Origin of the sequence: Saccharopolyspora hattusasensis (assembly GCF_050972075.1) — a bacterium.
GTDB classification, from domain to species: Bacteria; Actinomycetota; Actinomycetes; order Mycobacteriales; family Pseudonocardiaceae; genus Saccharopolyspora; species Saccharopolyspora hattusasensis.
On record NZ_JBPCDC010000001.1, the window covers coordinates 7,620,179 to 7,640,198 of the forward strand.

The 20,020-nt window shown below is 68.4% G+C and carries 11 protein-coding genes; 6 read left to right on the top strand and 5 right to left on the bottom strand.

All coding sequences use genetic code 11. The features are described from left to right. Positions 1-2 precede the first annotated feature (2 nt). A complete protein-coding gene (locus tag ACRXBZ_RS36195) occupies positions 3-6,434 on the bottom strand; it encodes an SDR family NAD(P)-dependent oxidoreductase (RefSeq protein ID WP_433882912.1) in 6,432 nt (2,143 codons plus the stop codon). Beyond that, positions 6,431-10,300 carry a non-ribosomal peptide synthetase gene (locus tag ACRXBZ_RS36200; protein WP_433882913.1) on the bottom strand — a complete coding sequence of 1,290 codons (3,870 nt, stop codon included), beginning with the start codon at positions 10,298-10,300 and terminating at the stop codon, positions 6,431-6,433. Before ACRXBZ_RS36200 ends, ACRXBZ_RS36195 begins: the two co-directional genes overlap by 4 nt. Positions 10,301-10,717: 417 nt before the next feature. On the opposite strand from ACRXBZ_RS36200, the gene ACRXBZ_RS36205 reads away from it, so the two are divergent. Further along, positions 10,718-11,167: a radical SAM family protein gene (locus tag ACRXBZ_RS36205; RefSeq protein ID WP_433882914.1), complete on the top strand. Its 450-nt coding sequence runs from the start codon at positions 10,718-10,720 to the stop codon at positions 11,165-11,167. Between the two features lie 105 nt (positions 11,168-11,272). Here the strand turns inward: ACRXBZ_RS36205 and ACRXBZ_RS36210 are convergent, their stop codons facing one another. From ACRXBZ_RS36210 to ACRXBZ_RS36220, 3 genes are all read right to left on the bottom strand, one after another. Continuing rightward, positions 11,273-11,647, bottom strand: coding sequence for a hypothetical protein (locus ACRXBZ_RS36210; protein ID WP_168588009.1), 375 nt, complete (start codon positions 11,645-11,647; stop codon positions 11,273-11,275). A gap of 11 nt (positions 11,648-11,658) precedes the next feature. Next, on the bottom strand, positions 11,659-13,041 hold the full coding sequence (locus ACRXBZ_RS36215; RefSeq protein ID WP_433882915.1) for a helix-turn-helix domain-containing protein: 1,383 nt from the start codon (positions 13,039-13,041) through the stop codon (positions 11,659-11,661). A 376-nt stretch (positions 13,042-13,417) separates the two neighbouring features. Continuing rightward, positions 13,418-14,770 carry an HNH endonuclease signature motif containing protein gene (locus ACRXBZ_RS36220; RefSeq protein WP_433882916.1) on the bottom strand — a complete coding sequence of 451 codons (1,353 nt, stop codon included), beginning with the start codon at positions 14,768-14,770 and terminating at the stop codon, positions 13,418-13,420. 350 nt (positions 14,771-15,120) lie between these two features. Here ACRXBZ_RS36220 and ACRXBZ_RS36225 point away from each other — a divergent pair, with 350 nt between their 5' ends. The 5 genes from ACRXBZ_RS36225 (at position 15,121) to ACRXBZ_RS36245 (ending at position 19,996) form a co-directional block, all read left to right on the top strand. Next, the gene (locus tag ACRXBZ_RS36225) at positions 15,121-15,687 is read left to right on the top strand and encodes a DUF5753 domain-containing protein (RefSeq protein ID WP_433882917.1); all 567 of its coding nucleotides are present in this window, start codon (positions 15,121-15,123) and stop codon (positions 15,685-15,687) included. Positions 15,688-15,854: 167 nt separating this feature from the next. After that, positions 15,855-16,043 (top strand): hypothetical protein, encoded by a 189-nt coding sequence (locus ACRXBZ_RS36230; protein ID WP_433882918.1) that lies wholly within the window; start codon positions 15,855-15,857, stop codon positions 16,041-16,043. A gap of 760 nt (positions 16,044-16,803) precedes the next feature. After that, positions 16,804-17,178: a DUF6188 family protein gene (locus ACRXBZ_RS36235; RefSeq protein WP_433882919.1), complete on the top strand. Its 375-nt coding sequence runs from the start codon at positions 16,804-16,806 to the stop codon at positions 17,176-17,178. A gap of 562 nt (positions 17,179-17,740) precedes the next feature. Beyond that, positions 17,741-18,331 carry a hypothetical protein gene (locus ACRXBZ_RS36240; protein WP_433882920.1) on the top strand — a complete coding sequence of 197 codons (591 nt, stop codon included), beginning with the start codon at positions 17,741-17,743 and terminating at the stop codon, positions 18,329-18,331. A 150-nt stretch (positions 18,332-18,481) separates the two neighbouring features. After that, positions 18,482-19,996 (top strand): sugar transferase, encoded by a 1,515-nt coding sequence (locus tag ACRXBZ_RS36245; protein ID WP_433882921.1) that lies wholly within the window; start codon positions 18,482-18,484, stop codon positions 19,994-19,996. Positions 19,997-20,020 lie beyond the last annotated feature (24 nt).

Here is a 20,020-nt window from a genome sequence, read left to right on the forward strand (position 1 = left end):
GATCAGTGATCCAGCGCCGTTTTCAGCGCTTCGTTGATGGCCGCGGCGACCTGCGTGATCGCGGGTGGCTGCAGCAGCGAGTAGTGGTGGGCGTCGACGCCGAACACGTCCAGCGGTCCGGCGAGGTGACGGCCCCAACCCAGGTCCGCCAGACCCGGCGGGTTGTCATCGACACCCATGCCCACGCCGGAATTGCGCGGTGCCGGGCGATCTGCGCGGACCAGCAGTGTTCTGGTGGTCTCGTCGTCGAGCAGACCGGGTTCGTGGTCGGCCAGCGCCCGCAGGTGCCGGGCGAAGACCGCGATCCGCCGCCGGGAGCTGTCACGGCGGCCGAGCAGCCGTGCGGACCGCAGCCGTTGGTCGATCTCGTCCCAGCGCCGGCCGGGTGGCAGCCGCCGGATCGCCTCGATGACCGCCGAGGTGTCCAGGTCGGGTCCCGCCTGGAGGTCGGCGCCGGCGAACCCTTCCAAGGAACCGAGGAAACGCCAGACGACGGCCAGTTCCACCTCGTCCGGATCGCCGGCGATGTGCGTGATGTGGTTCGGATCGTTGGAGTCGAGCATCACCAGCAGCCGGGTCCGCTCACCGAGCGCGCTTAGCTGGCGGGCCATTTCCTGCGCGAGGTCACCGCCCATGGACCAGCCGCCGAGCAGGTACGGGCCGTGTTCCTGCGATCGGCGGACCACGTCGAGGAAGCGCGCGGCCATCCCGGGGATGTCGGTGGCGCCGCGGCCGTCGACCAGTTCCGGATCGGTCAGCGCGACGACGTCCACGCGGTCATCGAGCAGCCGGGCCAGCTCGGCGTAGCAGACGACGTCACCGCCCGAGGGATGCATCAGGAACAGCGTGTGCTGCCCGTCGCCCGATCGGACCGGCAACGCGATGTCTTCGTCGGCCACGTCTGTGCTGTCCCATGTGGACGGATCGGTGGCGAGTCGCTCGACGCGTTGGACGTAGTCGGCGAATGCCCGGTCGAGCTGATCCGGCGGCAGGACGGGTTCCAGCGCATCCCATTGCAGCAACAGCCGCCCGCCCTGCTCCAGCGCCTGGTGGTCCAGCAGGGTCTGCGGCGTCTGGCTGAGCGCGGCGACCTGCGTGCCGACCCATTCCGGATCGTGTTCCGCGCCGATGACGTCTTCGAGGCCCAGCGCGCTGGTGAACACCACCGGCACCGAGACCCGGTGGCCGCGGCGGGACGACTGCTCGGCCAGCACTTCGACGCCGGAGAAGTCCCGGTGGTCCAGGTCCGCGAACAGCATGTCCTGCGCGGCTCGGGCCCGCTGCAGGAAGGATGCGGGCTCGGAGTGGTCCACCGCGTGCAGCACGAGCGAGGTGAAGTCGCCGACCACGTCGGACACCTGGGGATGGATGTCGGGGCGGTCGAACAGCGTCAGCATGATCGCGAACCGGTCGCTGCCCGACCAGGCCGCGAGTGTCTCGGCGTAGGCGGCGAGCAGCACGGCCGTGGGCGTCACCCGCTGCCGGGCCGCGGTGGCCTGCAACGCGGCCCAGGCGTCGGGATCCAGTGCCGCGGCCCGCCGGACGAATCGAGTCGGCGCGCCGGATTCGCGCACGGGCAGCGCGGGCCCGCCCGGCAGCGAGTCGAGCTTGTCACGCCAGTACGCGGCTGCCTGCTTCCCGCGCTCGCCGTGGCGGCGTTGCTCCAGCGCCGTTACGCACGCGGCGAAGTCGATCCCGATGTCCGGCAACGGCTGGTTCGGTGCCTGGTAGAAGTGCCGCAGTTCGCGGTCGATGATCCACCAGCTCGCCGCGTCGCAGATCAGCACGTCGACGCCGACGAACAACCGGACGCCGCCACCGGGCAGCCGCGCGGCCTGGATCTGCAACAGCGGCCACCGGTCCGGCGGCCCGGGCTGCCGGCCGATGCGCTCCCGCAGCCGTTCCAGCCGCGCCGCCCGGCGCTCCTCGGGCAGCGACGTCAGGTCGTGTACCCGGACGCGGTAGGCGGGCACGTCGTCGAGGACCTTCGCCCGGCCCTGCGGGGTGATGATGGTCCGCAGCATGGGGTGGCGGGCAAACACCTGTTGCCACGCCCGTTCGTACCGGTCGACGTCGAGGTATTCGCAGTCGTACTCCAGGTAGAAGTGGCAGGGCACGTCGCCCCACTCGTAGCCGCCGTCGCGGCCGACCCAGTAGGCGTGCTGCACCCGCGTCAGCGGGAACGTCCCATCCGAAGCCACGACCGCTGCCGCCGGTGCGGGTTCGGGGGGTGCGGGTTCGGCTGCCGTGATGCGGGCCGCGAGCGCGGCGACGGTCGGCTGGGCCAGCAAGTCGCGCAGTCGCAGATCGACGCCGAAGCGCTCCCGCACCGCGGCCAGCATCCGCGTCGCGAGCAGGGAATGCCCGCCCAGCAGGAAGAAGTCCGCGTCGGCCGAGGTCACGGGCGAGCCGAACAACTCGCTCCACAGCTCGGCGACGGCACTTTCGGCGGGATCCGCCAAACTCCCCGGCGCCTCGGCGCGATCGATGAAGGCAGCCTGCGTCATGCGGTCGGCCAGTCCGGTGGCGGCGATGGCGACCACCGGTGGCGTTGTGCCGTGGAGGATCCGGTCCAGCGCTGCCATTCCGGTCTCGGCGTCCAGCGCGTGGTCCAGCGCCACGGTGCGGTCGGTACCCAACGGGCCGACCCGCCAGCCGTCCCACACCGCGCTGATCCACCGGGTCGAGTCGTCGCGGGCAGCCATCGCCAGGGCATCGAGGAAGCCGTTGGCCGCCGCGTATGCGCCCATGCCGATGCCGCCGACCAGCGTGGTCGCCGACGACATCAACAACACCGTGCGAGGCCGCAGCTGGGGCGGGAGCTCGTCGATCGCCGCGCGCAGCGCGAGCGCGCCGCCCGCCTTGGCGGTGATGTGCGCTGCGACGAGTTCGGCCGTGGTCTCCCGCAGCGGGGTCGCGTCCGTGGTCGCGGCGACGCCCGCCGCGTGGATCACGATGTCGAGACGTCCTTGCTGGGACAGCTCGCGCAGAAGTGCTGTCGTCCCAGGCACATCTGCGGCGTCGAGCGCGCGAACCTCCACCTGAGCGCCGGCTTCGCCGAGCCGCCGGATGGTTCGGAGCCGCTGTTCGGCGGTCCTACCGGGTTCGGGGCGGGTTGGCAGGCCGGCGCGCGAGGTGAGGACGACGCGGTACCCGTTGCGGGCGAGGTGCTCGGCGATGGTCAACCCGACATCACCCAGCCCGCCCGTGATCAGCGCGAGGCCGCCGGATGGCGGCGTGACCTCGGCCTTGGGGCGCCACGGCACGATCGCCCGCAGCCACCGGGAATCGCCGCGCACCGCGATTTCCCAGCCCGACGACCGTTCCGCCGAGCCGAGGTCGGCGATCTCCGCGACAACTGCCGCGGCATCATCCGAGCCGGCCGGCAGATCGATCGTCCGCCACCGCAATCCGCGCAGCTCCTGGCCCAGGATTCGGGGGAGCACTCGCAGCGCACCGTGTACGGTGCCGGGAACGTCTCGGCTGTCCGCCTGCTCGCCACCTCTGGTGATCTGGAGCAGCAGTGGCGGGGACGGCTCCAGATCGGCGAGAACACGTGACAGCTCGGCGTGGCGGAGGATTTCGGTCGTGATGTCCTCGCTGTCGCCGGCGAACAGGAGCACACCGGAGACCGGTTCGGATCCGGCGAGCTCCCCGAGGGAAACGCAGTTCGCGCCCAGTGCCGTCAACTCCCGCTGGACGGTCGCGGCCAAAGCGTCGTCGGAAGCGGCGGCAACAAGCCAACGCCCGGGCAACGAGGTGGGTCGATCGAGTGGCAGGAGTTGTCGCCAGCGCGGGATTTGCAGCGGCTCGGTGGCATCCGGCGCGTCTTCGGCGCGAACCTGCCGGGGCTGCGGAGGGTCGATCCACAACCGCCGCCGCTGGAAGGCGTAACCCGGCGCGGCGATGCGACGACGCGGTTGGACGTGCTGAGCGGCGAAGTCGACGTCGAGCCCGTGCGCCCAGAGTTGGCCGACGGCATCGCGGACGGAGATCGCTTCGTCGGGTTCCTCCGCGGTGAACGTCGTCAACGCGGTATGCAGCGCGGGAAGTCCGTTGCGCCGGGCGAGGCCGGCCAGCGCGCTGCCCGGTCCGGTCTGCACCACGACGGCCGGGCCGTCGCCGTCGACGGCGGTGCGCAACGCGTCGGAGAACCGCACGGTGTCCCGAAGCTGGCGTGCCCAGTGCTCGGCCGTGCTCAACTCCGCGTCCGCGTGAGTACCGGTGACGGTCGTGACCATCGGCACCGACAGGGACCGGGGCCGCAAGGCTTTCGCAGCCTCCCGGAGCGCGGGGATCGCGGGCTCGACCAGCCGCGAATGCAGCGCGGCATCGACCCGGAGCAACGCAGGCCGCTTGTCGCCGCCCAGGCCGGCCGCTAGTGCTTCGACGGCGCGTCGCGGCCCGGAAACAACGCACGAATCGGGCGCGTTGACTGCCGCGAGGTCGACGTCGGGGTGGTTCGCGAGCAGCCGGGCCACGTCGGTTTCCGGGAGCTGGATCGCGAGCATGCTCCCGCCGCCGGCGGCACGAGACGCCCCGGTGCACCGGATGGCGACGAGCCGGGCGGCATCCTGCAGCGAGAGCCCACCGGCCACCACAGCGGCGGTGTACTCACCGAGACTGTGGCCGAGCACTACGTCCGGGCGCACGTTCCAGGAGTCCAGCAGTCGAGCGGTCGCCAACGACGCGGCGAACAACGCGGGCAGGCCGTAGGCGGCGTCGCGGACGCGCCGCTGCGCAGCGTCGCCGATCACGGCCTCGCGAATGTCGTTTCCCAGCAAGGGGCGCAAGAGGTCAGCGCATTCGTCGACGCAGTCCCGAAACACCGGCTCCTCCGCGTAGAGCCGCGAACCCATGCCCGGGTACTGGCTGCCGGCGCCGGGGAAGGCGAACACCACGCGTGGTCGCGTGGAAAGGGCCTGGACCGCGGTTCCGCTCGGCGAAGCAGCCGGGATGTGACCAGCGCGCACGGCGGTGGCCACGCGGTAGGGGAGCGCCGGCCGTCCGGATTGCAGGGTGTGGGCGAGGTCCGCCACATCCGCGGACTCGGCTTCTGCGATGGTCATTGCGGTCCGCTCGGCCGCCGCGCGGTTGTGCGCGGACACAGCCATGATCTGCGGTCGGGAATCCGATTGCGCCGCGGGGCGGCTCGGCGCGGGGCCCAGCACGACGTGGCAGTTAGTGCCGCCGATGCCGAACGAGCTGACCCCGGCCAATTCCGGGCCCTGCCACTGCTTGGTCTCGGTGACGACCTCGAACGGCGACCCATCCAACCGCAGCAGGTCGTTGAGCGGTTCGGCGTGCAGCGAGGCGGGCAGAATCCCGTGCTGGACCGCCAGCGTCGTCTTGATGAACGAGGCGATCCCCGCAGCGGTGTTGGCGTGCCCGATATTGCTCTTCACCGACCCCAGCCCGCACCAGGCGGGACCCGCATCGCCGAAGATCCGCCGCAACGCGGCGGTTTCCACCGGATCGCCCAGCCTCGTGGCAGTTCCATGCGCCTCGACGTAGCCGACCTGCCGGGGATCGACACCGGCGATCGCCTGCGCCTCGGCGATCACCGCCGCCTGCCCGCGCAACGACGGCGCGGTGAATCCGGCCTTGTCGGCACCGTCGTTGTTGACCGCGGAGCCGTGCAGCACCGCCAGGACCGGATCGCCGTCGGCCAGTGCGTCTTCCAGCCGTCGCAGCACGACGGCTCCGACCCCCTGCGAGTAGACGATGCCGCTGCCTTCGGCGGAGAAGGGACGCACTGCGCCGTCGGCGGAATAGATCCCCTCGGCCACGTGCAGATATCCGTGTCCCTGCGGGACGATCAGCGAAACGCCGCCCGCGACGGCGGTATCGCATTCCTCGTTGAGCAGCGACTGCGCGGCGGTGTGCACGGCGACCAGCGACGTCGAGCACGTCGTGTTCACCGCGATGGCCGGACCGGTCAGGTTCAACCGGTAGGCCACCTGCAGCGGCAGGTAGTCGGCGTGCGTGGCCATCGCGGTCTGCAGGCTGCCCACCGGGTCCGCGCCGCCGCCGGTCGGGCTCCACCGGTCGGCGAGGTTGCTGGCCAGGTAGGAACTGTGCGCGGCCCCGGCGAAAACCCCGACCGAGCCGGCGCCCAGCCCGCAGCCGTGCCCGGCCTGCTCCAGCGCTTGCCAGGTCACTTCCAGGAAGAGCCGTTGCTGGGGGTCGAGCAGAGCGGCTTCGGCATCGGTGAGGCCGAACGGCTCGGGGTCGAACAGGTCCTGCCCGTCGATCAGCCCGCCGACCGGCACGTAGTCCGGGCGGTTGCGCAGGCGCGGCGGGACGCCGCGGGCCGCCAGCTCCGCTTCGGTGAAGCGGGTGAGTCCTTCGCGGCCCGCGACGAGCATGTCCCAGAACGCTGCGGCATCCGGTGCTCCGGGAAAGCGGCAGGCCTGTCCCGTGACGGCGATCATCGGGCCAACTCCGCGGCGTGCGCGCGGGCGGCGCGGCGACCCGACACCGGCGATGCGGACCGAGCGGGGGCCGGTTCCGTTCGCTGTGCGATCAGTGCGGCCAGGTCGCGGACCGTGGGATTGGCCAGGAAGTCGACCACCGCGAGGCCCGGATCGAGTTCCGCGCTGAGCCTGCGTTGGGCTTGAACCAGGGTGAGCGACGTGGCACCCAGCTGGAAGAACTGCGTCGTGGTGTCCACTTCGGACTTCAAGAGGTCGCAGAACACCCGCTGGATTGCCGCCTCGGTCTCGGCCGCATGCCTCGACGGCGCTGCCGGAGGTGGCGGGGATGGCGGTGGTGTGGCGGGCGCGGTCACCGGCGACGGAATCATCGCCGGTGGCGCGGTTTCACCTGCGTCGCGGGCGAAAGTGAGCTCGAGGAGTGCCCCGTCCCGCAACCGCTCGGTGGTGCGCAGGCCGGCGGCCGCCGCGGCCGACAGCAGCTGCTTGGCTCCTTCCCCTGCCGCGGACAGCGCATCCGCCGGCGACAACGCGCCGGGGGCGAAGGTGATCGCGACATCCAGGCCGCGGGCCGTGGCATCGCCTAGCGCCGCGTCGAACCCGAACACGACACCCCGTTCGACGGGCTGGTCGGCTTCGGGACCGGGCCGCGAACCGGCCGCCGCGGGAGTCCCGGCGACCGGTTGCGCGCTGGCGGCATCGTTCGCGACGGCTCGTCGGAACGGGTTCTCCAACGCCTTGTAATCGATCTTCCCGTTGGCCGTGACCGGGAATTCGTCCATCGTGACGAAGCGGGTGGGCACCATGTACTCGGGAACGTTCTCGCGCAGCCGCCGTCGCATGTCCTCGTCGGTCATCTCGGCGTCGGCGTGCCGGACGACGTAGGCCACCAGGCGGGGCCGGTCGTCGGGGCCTGGTGCCGACAGTGCCACCGACTTGCGGATCCCGGGCAGCCGGTCCAGCACGGATTCGACTTCGCCCAGTTCGATGCGATGTCCCCGGATCTTGACCTGCCGGTCCAGGCGCCCGAGGAACTCGATCCTCCCGTCCTGGCGCCAGTGCCCCATGTCACCGGTGCGGTAGAGCCGCAGGCGCAGCTGCGGGTGGGTGATGAACCGGTCGGCGGTCTGCTTCGGATCCCCGACGTAGCCGCGCGCCAGGCCATCGCCGCCGATGTGCAGTTCACCGGGCTCGCCGACAGGCTGCGGGCGGCCGTGCTCGTCGAGGATGTGGAACAGCTGTCCCCGAAGCGCGCGACCGTAGGGAATGCTGCGCCACCCGGGCTCCACGTCACCGATGGGATGGCAGATCGACCAGATCGACGCCTCGGTCGCGCCGCCGAGGCTGACGATCTGCGCGTTCGGGGCGAGCGCGCGCACCCGGTCCGGCAACGTGACCGGGATCCAGTCCCCGGACAGGAACACCAGCCGCAGCGGTCCGAACGCCTCCCGGGCCGGCTCGGGATCGACCTCGGCGTACTCCACCAGCATTTCCAGCAGCGCCGGAGCGGTATTCCACAACGTCACCCGGTGCTGACGCATCAGCTCCAGCCAATGGCCCGGGTCGCGCTGCCGCTCGGCGTCGGGAAGCACCAGAGCTCCGCCGACCCCGAGCACGCCGAAGATGTCGTGCACGGACAGGTCGAAGCTGACCGCCGACAGCGCCAGCATCCGGTCCTCAGCGCCGATCGGGAAGCGATCGACGAGGTCGTCGATCGTGGTGCGGGCGGCCCGGTGCTCGATCGCGACCCCCTTGGGGCGTCCCGTGGACCCGGACGTGAAGATGACATAGGCGAGGTCATCTGGTTCCGGCCGCCGCAGCACCGGCGCTTCCGCTGCTTCACCGTCGAGTGCGCCGCTTTCCGGTAAGCGGTGCACCGTGACGTCTTCGGGCCATTCCACCTGTGCGCCTGGGCCTACCACGGCGTGCCGGATGCCGGCCTGGGCGCAGGCGGAGGCGATGCGGTTTGCCGGCCACGACGGCTCGAGGGGAACATAGCCCGCACCGCTGGCGCATACCCCGAGGATCGCGGTGATCTGCGCCGCGCCCTTCCCGGCCGCGACCGCGACGAGATCGCCCGGACCGACACCGGCTGCCGCGAGCACAGCGGCCGTCTGCGCAGCGTTCGACGAAACTTCCTTGTGGTTGAGTGAATTCCCGGTACCCAGGAGAGCTGGTTCGTCGGGACACCTCTCGGCGGCTGCCCGCAGCGGATCGTCGAGCAGCGAGCCAACCGGGCCGAACGGCGCACTCGTCAGCTTTTCCGCCGGCCGGAACGATGGGTCCCAGCCGAGGGTGGTGTCGGTCCAGGCAGCGGGGTCGTGGGCCAGCCGGTGCAGCAGTCGGGTGTGGGCGTCGAGCATGCCGCTGACGAAGCCTTCGGGGAAGGCTCCGTCGACCGAGTCCCAGCACAGTTTCAGGGCGCCGCTTTCGGCATAGACGATGTGGTCCAGCAACACCTGCGGGGTTTGCGAGATGCCGAAGACCTCCGCGCCGAGCCACCCGGCCGGATTGCCCTGGCCATCGGACAGTCCCAGCCCGCTGGTGAAGACGACGGGGTACTTCGGTGTCGCCGTGGGAGCCCCGGCGGAGTGCTGCGCCTCCATACCGGACACCGCCCGATGGTCCAGGTCGGCCCAGAACTGCCGGTTCGCGCGCGTCGCGTAGTCGGCGAAACCCGCCCACCTCGCGGGATCCAGCTCGGGCATCGCGACTAGCGCGGTCGAGGTGAAGTCGCCGACCAGCGACTCCAGCTCGGGGTCGTCGGGCCGGTCGAACAGCGTGGTGTTCAGGCAGAACGGCTCCGTCGCGCCCCAACGAGCCAGGGTGAGTCCGAAAGCCGCGAGCAGCACCCCGGTCGGGCTGAGACCGTGATCGGCCGCACTCGCGCGCAGCGCCTCCCATTCCGCCGGCGCCAGCGTCGTCGATGCCCTGCTGAACCGGTGGTTGCGCACCTGGTCGACGTCGCACGCTAACGGCAAGACCGGGCCGGGCGGAAGCGACGGGGCCCGTTCCGCCCAGTAGGCACGATCACGATCCCGGCGCCGCTGCTCGTCAGCGTCGGACTCCCGCTTGCGGACCACATCGGCGAAAGTCGTGCGCAGTGCGGGCAGCTCTGTCGACGGATCCTCGACCAACGCGCCCCATTCGGCGAGCAACTGCATCAACCCGGTTAGGTCCAGCGCGAGCACGTCGATCCCCATGCAAAGCCGCGTCCGGCCATCGGGCAGCAGGATCGCCTGGATGTCGAACAACGGCCAGCGGTCGGCCGGGCGTACCTGGTGCGACCAGGCATGCCGCAACTCGGCGGCGGTGCTTTCGGCGGTCGCCGGATCGACGCCCCGCAGATCGGTGATGGGAATCTCGTAGCGCGGCACGGAGTCCAGCACGCGCTGGCGGGCGTCTTCGCCCACGACCATGCGCAGCATCGGATGCCGCCGAACCAGCGCGTTCCACGCCGAGCTCAGCAGGTCCAGATCGGATTCCGGGGCCGTGGCAGGGATTCGGTCGTACTCCCGGTAGAAGAAGGTCGCCACCCCGCCGAGCGGGAACGCCGAGTTGCGGCCGACCCAGTAGGCCGACTGGATCGGGGTGAGCGGGAACGACCCGGTGGCCTCACCCGGCTCGACCACGCCTTCGGCGATCGAGCGAACCGTTGCCGCGCCGAGGAAAGCGGTGAGCGGGAGATCGAGATCGAGCTCCTCGCGAAGGCGGCGGCGCAGCCGCACCGCGGTGAACGACTCCAGGCCCAGCTCGACGAGGGGCGTGTCGGTCTCGATCGTGCCGGTTGGCACGTCCATTACCTCGGCGAGGGCCGCGGCAACGGCAGCGAGGTCGACCGACGATCCCGTCGGGGTCGCGCTCATGGTCCTCCTTCGGAGAGCAGGCGAGGTCGGCTTCTGGTCACAGAGCGTCGATGCACCGAACAAGAAAACGACAATCGTTTTCGATTATGGGCCGATCGGTCACGGTTATGTCAAGAGGGAATACGTACGGTGACGACTGGTGACGCCAGGTCGATCGATCGGGAGAAGATGGCCTGTGCTGCGGCATTCGAATTTGGCGCTGCGCTGCTACGACCCGAGGCCTGCCATGTCCCTATGGGCATTGCCACATCCGGGCACGTGGTGGTTCCCCACGGGGACCACGTCGATTACGTGCACGATGGGCACCTGCACCGGGTGCACGACGACCACTCAGCGCGCCGGGGACCTGCTCGACCCCATGTCGGGCGGGACGCCAGCGCTGGCACGGTGCTGAACCGGGTGCCAGGAGAGTCCCAGATGCCGTTTCGCTGGACGGTCAATCCTTACAGGGGTTGCACCCATGCTGCATTTATTGCTATGCGCGCGTCGCACAGCTACCTAGATCTCGACACCGGGCACGATTTTGACAGCAAGATCGTGGTTGAGGCAGTGGCCGCGATCGCCGAGGCGGGGGCGACGAGCCTGACGCCTTCGATGCTCCACCTGCGGCCGGGCGCGCGCGAGTGGTACCACGCCTGGCTCAGCCGCGAGCGACGCGATCTGCTGCCGCTGTACGAGCGGCTGTACCGCAACGGCGCGTATGCCCCGAAGTCGTACCAGCGGGAATTTACCGACCTCGTCGAGCAGGCCAAGCGTCGTCATGGGTTGGCAGACCCGCAGCGATCGGAGAACTTCCGCACACAGCGGCATGATCCGCCGCAGTCCGACGCGGACCGGGACCGGGAGCGTCAGCTCTCTCTTATGTGACGCGGTGCCGACGAACTCCGCGACAGTCAAGGTGCAGGCCGACGCGAAAGCGCCCGCCGGGCCGTGGTGCCGGGCGGGCGCTTCGTGGTCGCCGACGACTGCTGATCAAGCCGTGTGCGGCGCGACCTCGTGCTCAATGCGCTCGAAGATGTCCGAATCGGTCTCGCGCTGCCATTGGGGCATGTCCGCCCAGTCAGCGACGTAGGCGGGCTTGGGGTCGTTGAAGTGCTTGTAAATCTGGCCGGTCCAGCACAGTGCGACGAACCGGCCTTTCTGCTCGCGGGTGAGCTTGGCAGCGTTGCCGTCGGTGGCTTCGATGAAGTCGTGAACCTGCTGGTACACGGCTGCGGCGCTGGCGCGCTCCCAATCGGGCGTGTCCTCCCACGGGGCGATGTAGCCGGGCTTGGGCTCGCCGGGGTAGTGCTTGTTCACCCCGGCGAGCCACGCCTCGCGGAAGATACGACCCTTCTCGTCCGACACTGAACCTCTCCTCACTGCTTCGGGCCGGATGCGGACACAACGTCCTTGATCTGCGAATCCAGGTAGCGCACGTGTCGGTCGCCGAGGTACGGCACCAGGTGCTCTCGCAGGTCTCCGAGTTTGCGGCCAACGTATCCGACCGATGCCGTCTTGCGGGCGCTGTCCACTGCCGCGGCGCCGCTCATGACCAGTTGGTCGACGTCGCCTCGCTGGGCGCCGACGGTTGCGAGGTCGACGAGCACGCTCCCGCGACGTCGCGCTGAGGTGGCTTGCCCCAACGCCTTGTTCAGTGCGGGCTCGGCCAAGTCCGGGCGGCGCAGCGTGACGAAGCACGAGGCGCGTTCCTCATCCAGCCGCGACCCTTCGAAGCGGAGCCAACCGGCCGCGGGCGCCTTGTCGTCGAGGCTGGCGACTTGCTCGGCCCTGTCCAACGCGCGTTGGCAGGCGGGCAGGTTCCCGAGTCCGGCGTACGTCTGCGCTTGGACGGCGGCGACCCAATACCGAGTAGTCCGGGTGGGATTGCCCCTCACGGCGAGTCGTGCGGCGCCGTCAAGCAACGGGGAGGCGTGCTTGTACTGGCGTTCGTAGATGTTGATGAAGGCGTGGCGGGTCATCGCGCACGCCCAGAGGTCGAACTCGCGTGCTTCCTTGCTGACGTGGGCGGCTTCGGCGTAGCACTGCGCGGCGTCCGCGTAGTTGTCGCTGTCGAAGAAGACTTCCCCGCAGAGTTGGAACAGGTCACCGGCGAGCGTGCACAACTGGCGCTGTACGGCAGCGGTTTGCGGCTCGTTCAGGCTGGCGTTCAGGGTGGCGAGCTGCTGCCGTGCAGCCGGGAGGACATCGCGTTTCGACCGCGATTCGGCGAATTGCGCCCACAGCTTGGCGTTCAGCCGCTCGTAGGCGTCCACGGTCGCGGGGTCGAGGTGGCGGGGGTGCTCGGCGGCGTGCCGGACCCGGTCGACGTCGATAGCGGGGATCGCGAGCAGGCTGCCCGTTACCGTCACCAGGCGGAGTAGTTCACGGCGATTCACGTCGTCATGTTGCCAATCGTCGTCATGCGGCGAGCCGGGGAACCGCGGTTGTCGTGTTGCTGGGTCAATCCTTCGTACCGGCGCGCCTTGCAGCTCGGCAATCCTGATCCGCTTCTCGTCTGCGACGACGCGGTCGAAGTGGGCGAGTAGTTCGCCGCCTGCTTCGAGTACCTGATCGGCGGTCTCCCAGAAGTCGCGGCCGGGGAACTGGCGGCCGGCCTCGATGTGGGAGATCGACGTTCGCGAGTACGCGGTGATCCTTCCGATGTCGGTTTGGTCGAGGGGCGAAGCCTCCCGGTAGCCGCGGAGCGCAGCGCCCAGGGCGCGGCGCAGTTCCGTGATCGCTTCTGGCGTACGGGCCATGAAGGTCTCCAGTCGTGTGCGCAGCACGTGTCCGGTACGCGCCTCAGCGTAGCTTAGAAGTTTCGGTATAGCTGAAATTTCGGCTTTGATCTGTTCAACGTCCATCGGTCACGTCAACTCACTTACTGTGCATATACGGCACTTCTCTTGCTTTGCTCGGCATGGAATGGAATTTCAGAGCCGGATCAAACCGACGAGCACCTCGCCGAGCACTTCACGCGGGCGTAAACCATCCCCAGAGGGGAGACGGTTCGGACAGGTCGCCCGACCACACGACCCCGGTCGCAGCGATCCCCGTGCGCCGATGTTTTCCAGTCATGACTTGGTCATGACTGGAGTCGCATGAACCCAACTCGCCACCACCCCAATCTGAGCGTCATGGTTCGCCCGCCGGGCCCCGTGGTGCGGGGATGAGGTCCCGGAGGTATTCGCGGTGCTGGGCGGGTAGTGCCCTGCCGCCTGGTCGTGGTGTTCGCTTTGGGTCCACTGTGGGCGGTGGGATGAACGCGGGTCGCCCACCGCGCATGGTGATTTCCCATCGCTGGTTGTGCAGGGTCCGGTGGTGGTGACCGCAGAGCATCACCATGTTGCTCAGCTCGGTGGTTCCACCGTCGGCCCAGTGGGCGAGGTGGTGTGCTTCCGGGGTTCCCGGCGGCCGGTCGCACCCCGGGAACGCGCACACCCCGTCCCGCTGCAGCAACGCGGCACGGATCTGGGCGGGCGCGGTCCGCTTCGCCCGGCCCACGTCCAGCGGGAGCCCGTCCCCGTCGAGGACCATCGGCAACACCTCGGCATCGCAGGCGATCCGTCGGGCGTTCTCGGCGGTGATGGCCCGTTCGGTGTTGAGGGTCCCGGGCATACCGGTCTCGGCGGCGACGAACCCGAGCCCCTTCTTCAAATCCTCGAAATCGATAGAGATCGTCAGGTGCGGGCGCTGCCCACCCGTGCGCGGAACCCCGTCATGATCCAGCGCCAGGTCCAGGATCGCGGCGAACCCGTCGGCGTTGCGCTGCCCCACCGTGCGCGGGTCCTTCTCCCCCTCCACCTCCGGACGGGGAGCGGCCAGGGGCTGCATGAGCGCTGCGAACTTCGCGCCGGTCTCGCGGTCGAGGCGGGATTTGATGACCGTCATTCCGTCCCGGGCAACGGTGTAGTGCAGCTCCCGTGACTCGTGCTGGTCTTCCTCGTCGTCGTAGGCGCCGTCCTGGTCCAGCAGATAGCGGATGCGCTCGGCGAGTTTCTCCAGCTCACGAGGCGTCATCGTCCGCGCATACCCGGCCAGGGTTGATTCGACCTCGCCGACCTGGTGGCAGCGGGCATACTCCGGCAGGCGACGGACCCCGTCCACGATCACCCGCGCGTGCTCCAACCCGATCGCACCCTCGGCCAAAGCCGCGGCGGTCTCGGGTAGGTCGGCGGGCATGACCTCGCTATACAAGCTCTGCCGGTCCTCAACATTGCGGGCGACCTTGACCCGGGTTTTCGCATCACGCGCATCGATGTTGAGCAGCCCCTGCAGCCACACCTGCGTCGACCGGAACCCCAACTCGGCATACACACCACGGTGGTCGGCTTCGGCGATGCACAGCAACTGCTCCATCATCAACACCCGCATCCCCTCCTCCAGTTCACGGATACGGGCGGCGAGTTCGGCATCCGTGCACGACACCGCCGACCGGGCACCAGCGGTGCCGACGGCCGGATCCTGGGTGTTCAACAGCGGTGTCATACCAAGTATTCTCCCGCATTAGAACGCCTGTTCGCACGTCTTTTATGGTCGCTTGATCAGGTGAAACACCCGCCCCAAAGCCCAAAAACCCAACCCGAGCGGAAGCGAAACCACCGAAAACCACGACACAGCACCGAAAACCAGGGCACGCCGAAGGTGACACCCAACCACCACCACCACACCACCACCACCAGTACGAGCATCGTGAGCGATTTCATGCGCTATAGCAACGAAAAACGCGCACGGGCCACCTCGGAACGCAGCGATCACCACCACCCACGCCCCCGGTACCCCGCCACCCCGCAACGCAAAGCCCCACCCCGCAGCCCCCACACTCCACCGCCACGGGGATGGCCACCCACAACAGAACCCCCAAAGGCCGCGCTGCCACCGCAATTACGGACGTCGCCCCGATGGTGATTCCGGGACTTCTCCAAACCGCCGACTACACACGCGCAATCATGGTGGCGGGCGAAATCGCGCCGACCGAGATCGAAACTCGCGTCTTGGTGCGCGTTGGCCGACGTGAAGTCTTCACACGCCGCCAGCCCGCGAACTTGCTTGCTCTGGTTGACGAAACTGTCATCCGCAGAGAAATCGGCGGGCATTACGTCATGATCGACCAGCTGCGACACTTGCTCGACATCTCCGAGCGGCCCAACGTCACGCTGCAAGTCATGCCCGCCGGTTGCGGCTGGCATCCCGGATTGGACGGCCCGTTCATGGTGCTCGAATCGGCGGATGGACTACCGATCGTGCATCTCGAAAATCGTCGGGCCGGACTGTTCTTCCACGAACCGGATGATGTGCAGGCATATCAACTCGCAGCGGAGAAGATAAGGAAAGTGGCTTTGAGTCCGGCCGCGTCCGCCGAGCTCATCGCCGGTGTCATCAGCGAACTGGAGACGACACGATGACCATGTCGCACACCCCTAAATTATTATAGCTGCACCGAACACGGGGACACGGCTAGGTGTGGGAGTTTCGCCCACATCATCCCCCACACCAGTTCCACACGGTTACCTAGCGACTGCGTAGAGCAACGAAGCGACTACGCCGACCGGAACCGCGGGGAGGGGTGACGATGGGCAGTTTCACGACGCCGCTCGTCGTGATGGCCGTCTTTGTCCTCGGTCTGGCCATGATCAGTGGGTTAGTCATCTTCGCCGATGAGGTGCGGTTGCGGCGCGAGCGAATGCGGCGCAACGCCAACCAGGAGGGCGCCGAGCAGGACTGGCAGGAGGCGGCACGCCGTGAACTCTTCCGAGATTGACCTCTTGTTGGCAGAGCTGCGCCGTCAGGCGTGGGGACTGTGGGTGTTCGGCCCGATGTCGTGGCTGCGGTGCGCAGGTGGCAGACGTGCGCGGACGTGGTGATCCTCCGCGGCGAGGAGGACGCGACCGCCTACCGCACGTCGACCATGCCGGGCTCCGACGTGTTCATGCCGGAGCTGGTGTCGTGGCAGTACCACTCGTCGGCGGTGTGGACTCTCCGGGCGGCACTCGCGCTTCCGTCGCCGGGGCACGCCCAAGCGCCGATCGCCGTGCTGAAGCCCGACCCGCTGTGCTTCCTTCCTCCCGCCCTCGGCCGCCCCATGCGGTCGGCGGCTTGCCGTGTCCGCTCTGACCGTTCGCGTCGTGTCCCGCCTGTTCGAACTCGTCCGCTGCCGAACCTGCTTCGTCCACCACGGTCCCGAGCACGTCGAGGAACAGGACCCGGATCTCGCGCACATCTACCGCCATTCCGGCAATCTTCCCACGGGAATGCGGGTGTCCGTGCGTGCTCTCGCACGGACGTGTTCACGTGGGCTCGTGAGTGGCAATGCCGGTTCTTACCGGATTAGTCACTCACGACGGGACCCACGGAAGAAGCAGAAGAGCCTCAAATCGTTCCCATCGCCGACGTAGGGTCGTTCGGCGTCATCGATACCGACCATCACTACCCGGACCTGGTTACCGCCATCCGGCAACGCCCGCATGCGAGCACAGTGGACGAGCCACTGGTCGTGGTGCCGCGGTTGATCCTGAAGGGAAATGGACCTCAACCTGCAGGGGCAACAGGTCACCGAGCAGAGCTTCGACTACACCGTGTCCTTCGGGACCAGCGGAGGGTTCGAGCTCCGCATCGAACACGACTACACACTCCGGACGTCGCACGGTGTGCTGCGTTTCTCCCCGGAACCGTCCAATGCGGACTCAGATGATCTGCAATCCCTTGCGGAACAGGTCATCAGCAAGGCATCCATCGAGAACGATGGCACGCTCATCGTGAGATTCGCCAGCGGAAGCGAGCTTCGTGCGCACCCCAGCCGCATCTACGAGGCCTGGACCGTAGCCGGCCCCGGCGGGATGAAGGTCGTGTGCATGCCGGGCGGCGAGCTCGCCGCCTGGAAGGCGAACAAAGCCTAGCCAGATGGCATTAGTCGGCTCCCCAGATGACCGCGGTTCCGACGCCGTAGTTCGTTCTCTCGGCGATCGGAGGGCGTCGGCGGCCCAGGCGTACCCAAGCGGTGCTCTCGGAGGTCGGCTTCTGTTTGGGCGCGTTGGCCGGGTTGATCAAGACGGGGGTTGATCAAGGCGGGTGCAGGCCCGGCCGAAGTGGTGGGTGGTGTGGTCGGCTCAGTGGGCGAACGATGCCACGCCGAGAGCCCCGCGTGCAGACGACAGCATGAAGGATATGGCGATTCGGGTTCGTCTGGAGGCTCTCATTCAGGCAATCCGCCCACTCGAGTGAGAGTCGTGCAAGCCGAGTCCGGTCCGGGCAACATGCGCGGACCTCAAGGTGGTGTCCAGGGTTGTCAGCAGCTGCTGTGCGAAGGTGATTGCATCGGGCTTGCGGTGCGGTCGCAGTGTCACATGTTGGATGGCCTGCTGGCGGTCACGTGCGCACACGCCTCCCCAGATTCCCCAGCTCGTGCCCTCGTCGCTTTCGTAGGTCAGGTCTGGGAGCCAGCGTGCCGAACTGCCGGCGATGGCCTGGCGCGCGTTCGGTGGCGGCCTTGAACTCGGACAGCGATGCGGGCTCCGGCAAACCGGTGTGCTGGCGTTCGCGGCACTCGCCGCACAAACCATCAAGGGTAATAGTGACTTTCGGGCAAATTTCGACGTCGATCGGGCACCGTCCCGCCAATCCATTCTGCGCGGTATCGGCGGCGCGGTGTTCTTCCCTTTTTCCTTGGCGAATGGCACGGCGGATTTTCGCGTAACGGGGCACCTGTTCAACCGAGAAATCCGCGTTACCGGCCCGGCGAACGCGATGGCGCTTGACCTGCTCGATGAGCTCCTGCCGGTGAAGGGGCCCTGGCTGGTGTGCTCGCCGTCGTGGCTTGCGGTGGTGGACAACGGGGCCACCTACGTGGACCCGGCCGACGCGCCTTCGCCGCAAGTTGTCTGGCAGGCACGCAAACCGCAGGCACCGGAGATCAGCTTCCGCACGCGTACTATGACCTGGCCGGACGGATCGAGTTTCAAGTTCTCCCTGCGCGGCCGTACCGAGGAACAGCACCTGCGGAAGTACTACGAGTCCCCGGACATCATCCATTGGAACGGGCGGCCGACGTAGCACCAGCGCGGGGCGCGTTGCGCCTTTCCAGTCCCCATCGCCGTTCACCTCTCGTCGGGAAACGTGTAACGGATTCGTGATTGCCCCGATAGCTCTGACGTCCGATCGCTTCCGCCGCGCGGACGTTTCTGCCAACTGTAAAGGGGACCGATGCAGGAGCCGATGTGCGCAACGATGCCATTGCCGGATGGCGTAGGGGCAGCCGGATCCGTCCGGGCCCCGCGGTTGAACGCGACAGCGCCTCCGGACGACCCGCTCCCCGCACGGCCCGCGATGGTGTGGGAACGGCGGTACCGATTCGCGGTGATCGCCAGCGATGTCGTTGCAACAGCGGTGGCTTCGGCAGCGGGGGCGGTCTGGGTGGCAGTGCTGGACATCGCGGTGCTGCCTCCGATGGTGCTGGCATTGCTCACCGCGGTGGCCGTGTTGTGGGCCCTGGTCGGTTCCTGGAATATCAGGGTCCTGGGGCAAGGACACGAGGAGTACCGGCGCCTGGGGCGAGCGATCTTCTCCGCTGGCGTCGTCCTGGCGGTCGCGGGGCTTGCGGTACCGCCATTAGACGTGCGGCCATGGGTTTTCGGTGTCTTACCCGCGCTTGCGCTTCTGGTACTCGCTCAGCGGTACCTGCTGCGCCGCTACCTGCACAGCGCCCGCAGCGGCGGCAGGTGCCTGCTACCGGTGATCGCCGCGGGCAGTAGGCACACGCTGCGCGATCTCATCGCCCGCACACGCCAGCAGCCGCACGTCGGATGGCAGATCCAAGCGCTGTGCCTTCGTCCCAAGGCCGGCGAGGGGACGGTCTGTGAGGTGGATGGCGTTCCGGTGATCGGTGATGTCGATGAGCTCGCTGAGCACGTCCGGCGCGGCGGGTACCGGGTGGTCGCCATCACCGCCGATGCCTACTGGACTCCGCGCCGCTTGCAGGAACTGGCGTGGAAGATCGAGGACACCGCCGCCGAGATGGTCGTTGCCCCGGTGCTGATGGAGGTGGCCGGTCCCCGGCTGCACGTGTCGTCGGTGCTGGGGATGCCGATGCTGAAGGTCAGCGAACCCTCCTTCACCGGCGGTCGCCGAGTCGTGAAGGCTCTCGCCGACTGGGTGAGCGCGCTGCTCCTGCTGGGCCTGATCGCGCCGGTGATGCTGGCGATCGCCCTCGCCGTGAAGTTGTCCGACGGTGGACCGGTGATCTACCGGCAGCGCCGGACCGGACGAGGCGGCACCACGTTCACGATGCTGAAGTTCCGCACGATGGTGGTGGGCGCGGACGGGATGCGAACCGCGTTGCGCCCGGACAACGATGCGGAAGGACCGTTGTTCAAACTGCGCCGCGATCCTAGGGTGACCAAGGTCGGTGCTCTGCTGCGCCGGTACTCGCTCGACGAGCTGCCGCAGCTTTTCAACGTCCTCGCCGGGCACATGTCGCTGGTCGGCCCGAGGCCGCCACTGCCGGAGGAGACCGAGACCTACGACTACGTGGTGGGGCGCCGCTTGCTGGTCAAGCCGGGGCTCACCGGGCTGTGGCAGGTCAGTGGTCGCAGCGACCTGTCGTGGGCCGAAAGCGTCCGGCTCGACCTGCGGTACGTGGAGAACTGGTCGCTGGCGATGGACGCCGTGATCCTCTGGAAGACCGTGCGCGCGGTACTGACCAAGCAGGGTGCGTACTGACGGCCGTTGGCTCGTCAGCGGCGG

Coding starts and splice junctions, on each gene's coding strand:
- ACRXBZ_RS36195 (WP_433882912.1), bottom strand. CDS start 6,434: ATGATCGCCGTCACGGGACAGGCCTGCCGCTTTCCCGGAGCACCGGAT.
- ACRXBZ_RS36200 (WP_433882913.1), bottom strand. CDS start 10,300: ATGAGCGCGACCCCGACGGGATCGTCGGTCGACCTCGCTGCCGTTGCC.
- ACRXBZ_RS36205 (WP_433882914.1), top strand. CDS start 10,718: ATGCCGTTTCGCTGGACGGTCAATCCTTACAGGGGTTGCACCCATGCT.
- ACRXBZ_RS36215 (WP_433882915.1), bottom strand. CDS start 13,041: ATGGCCCGTACGCCAGAAGCGATCACGGAACTGCGCCGCGCCCTGGGC.
- ACRXBZ_RS36220 (WP_433882916.1), bottom strand. CDS start 14,770: ATGACACCGCTGTTGAACACCCAGGATCCGGCCGTCGGCACCGCTGGT.
- ACRXBZ_RS36225 (WP_433882917.1), top strand. CDS start 15,121: ATGGCCACCCACAACAGAACCCCCAAAGGCCGCGCTGCCACCGCAATT.
- ACRXBZ_RS36230 (WP_433882918.1), top strand. CDS start 15,855: ATGGGCAGTTTCACGACGCCGCTCGTCGTGATGGCCGTCTTTGTCCTC.
- ACRXBZ_RS36235 (WP_433882919.1), top strand. CDS start 16,804: ATGGACCTCAACCTGCAGGGGCAACAGGTCACCGAGCAGAGCTTCGAC.
- ACRXBZ_RS36240 (WP_433882920.1), top strand. CDS start 17,741: ATGGCCTGGCGCGCGTTCGGTGGCGGCCTTGAACTCGGACAGCGATGC.
- ACRXBZ_RS36245 (WP_433882921.1), top strand. CDS start 18,482: ATGCAGGAGCCGATGTGCGCAACGATGCCATTGCCGGATGGCGTAGGG.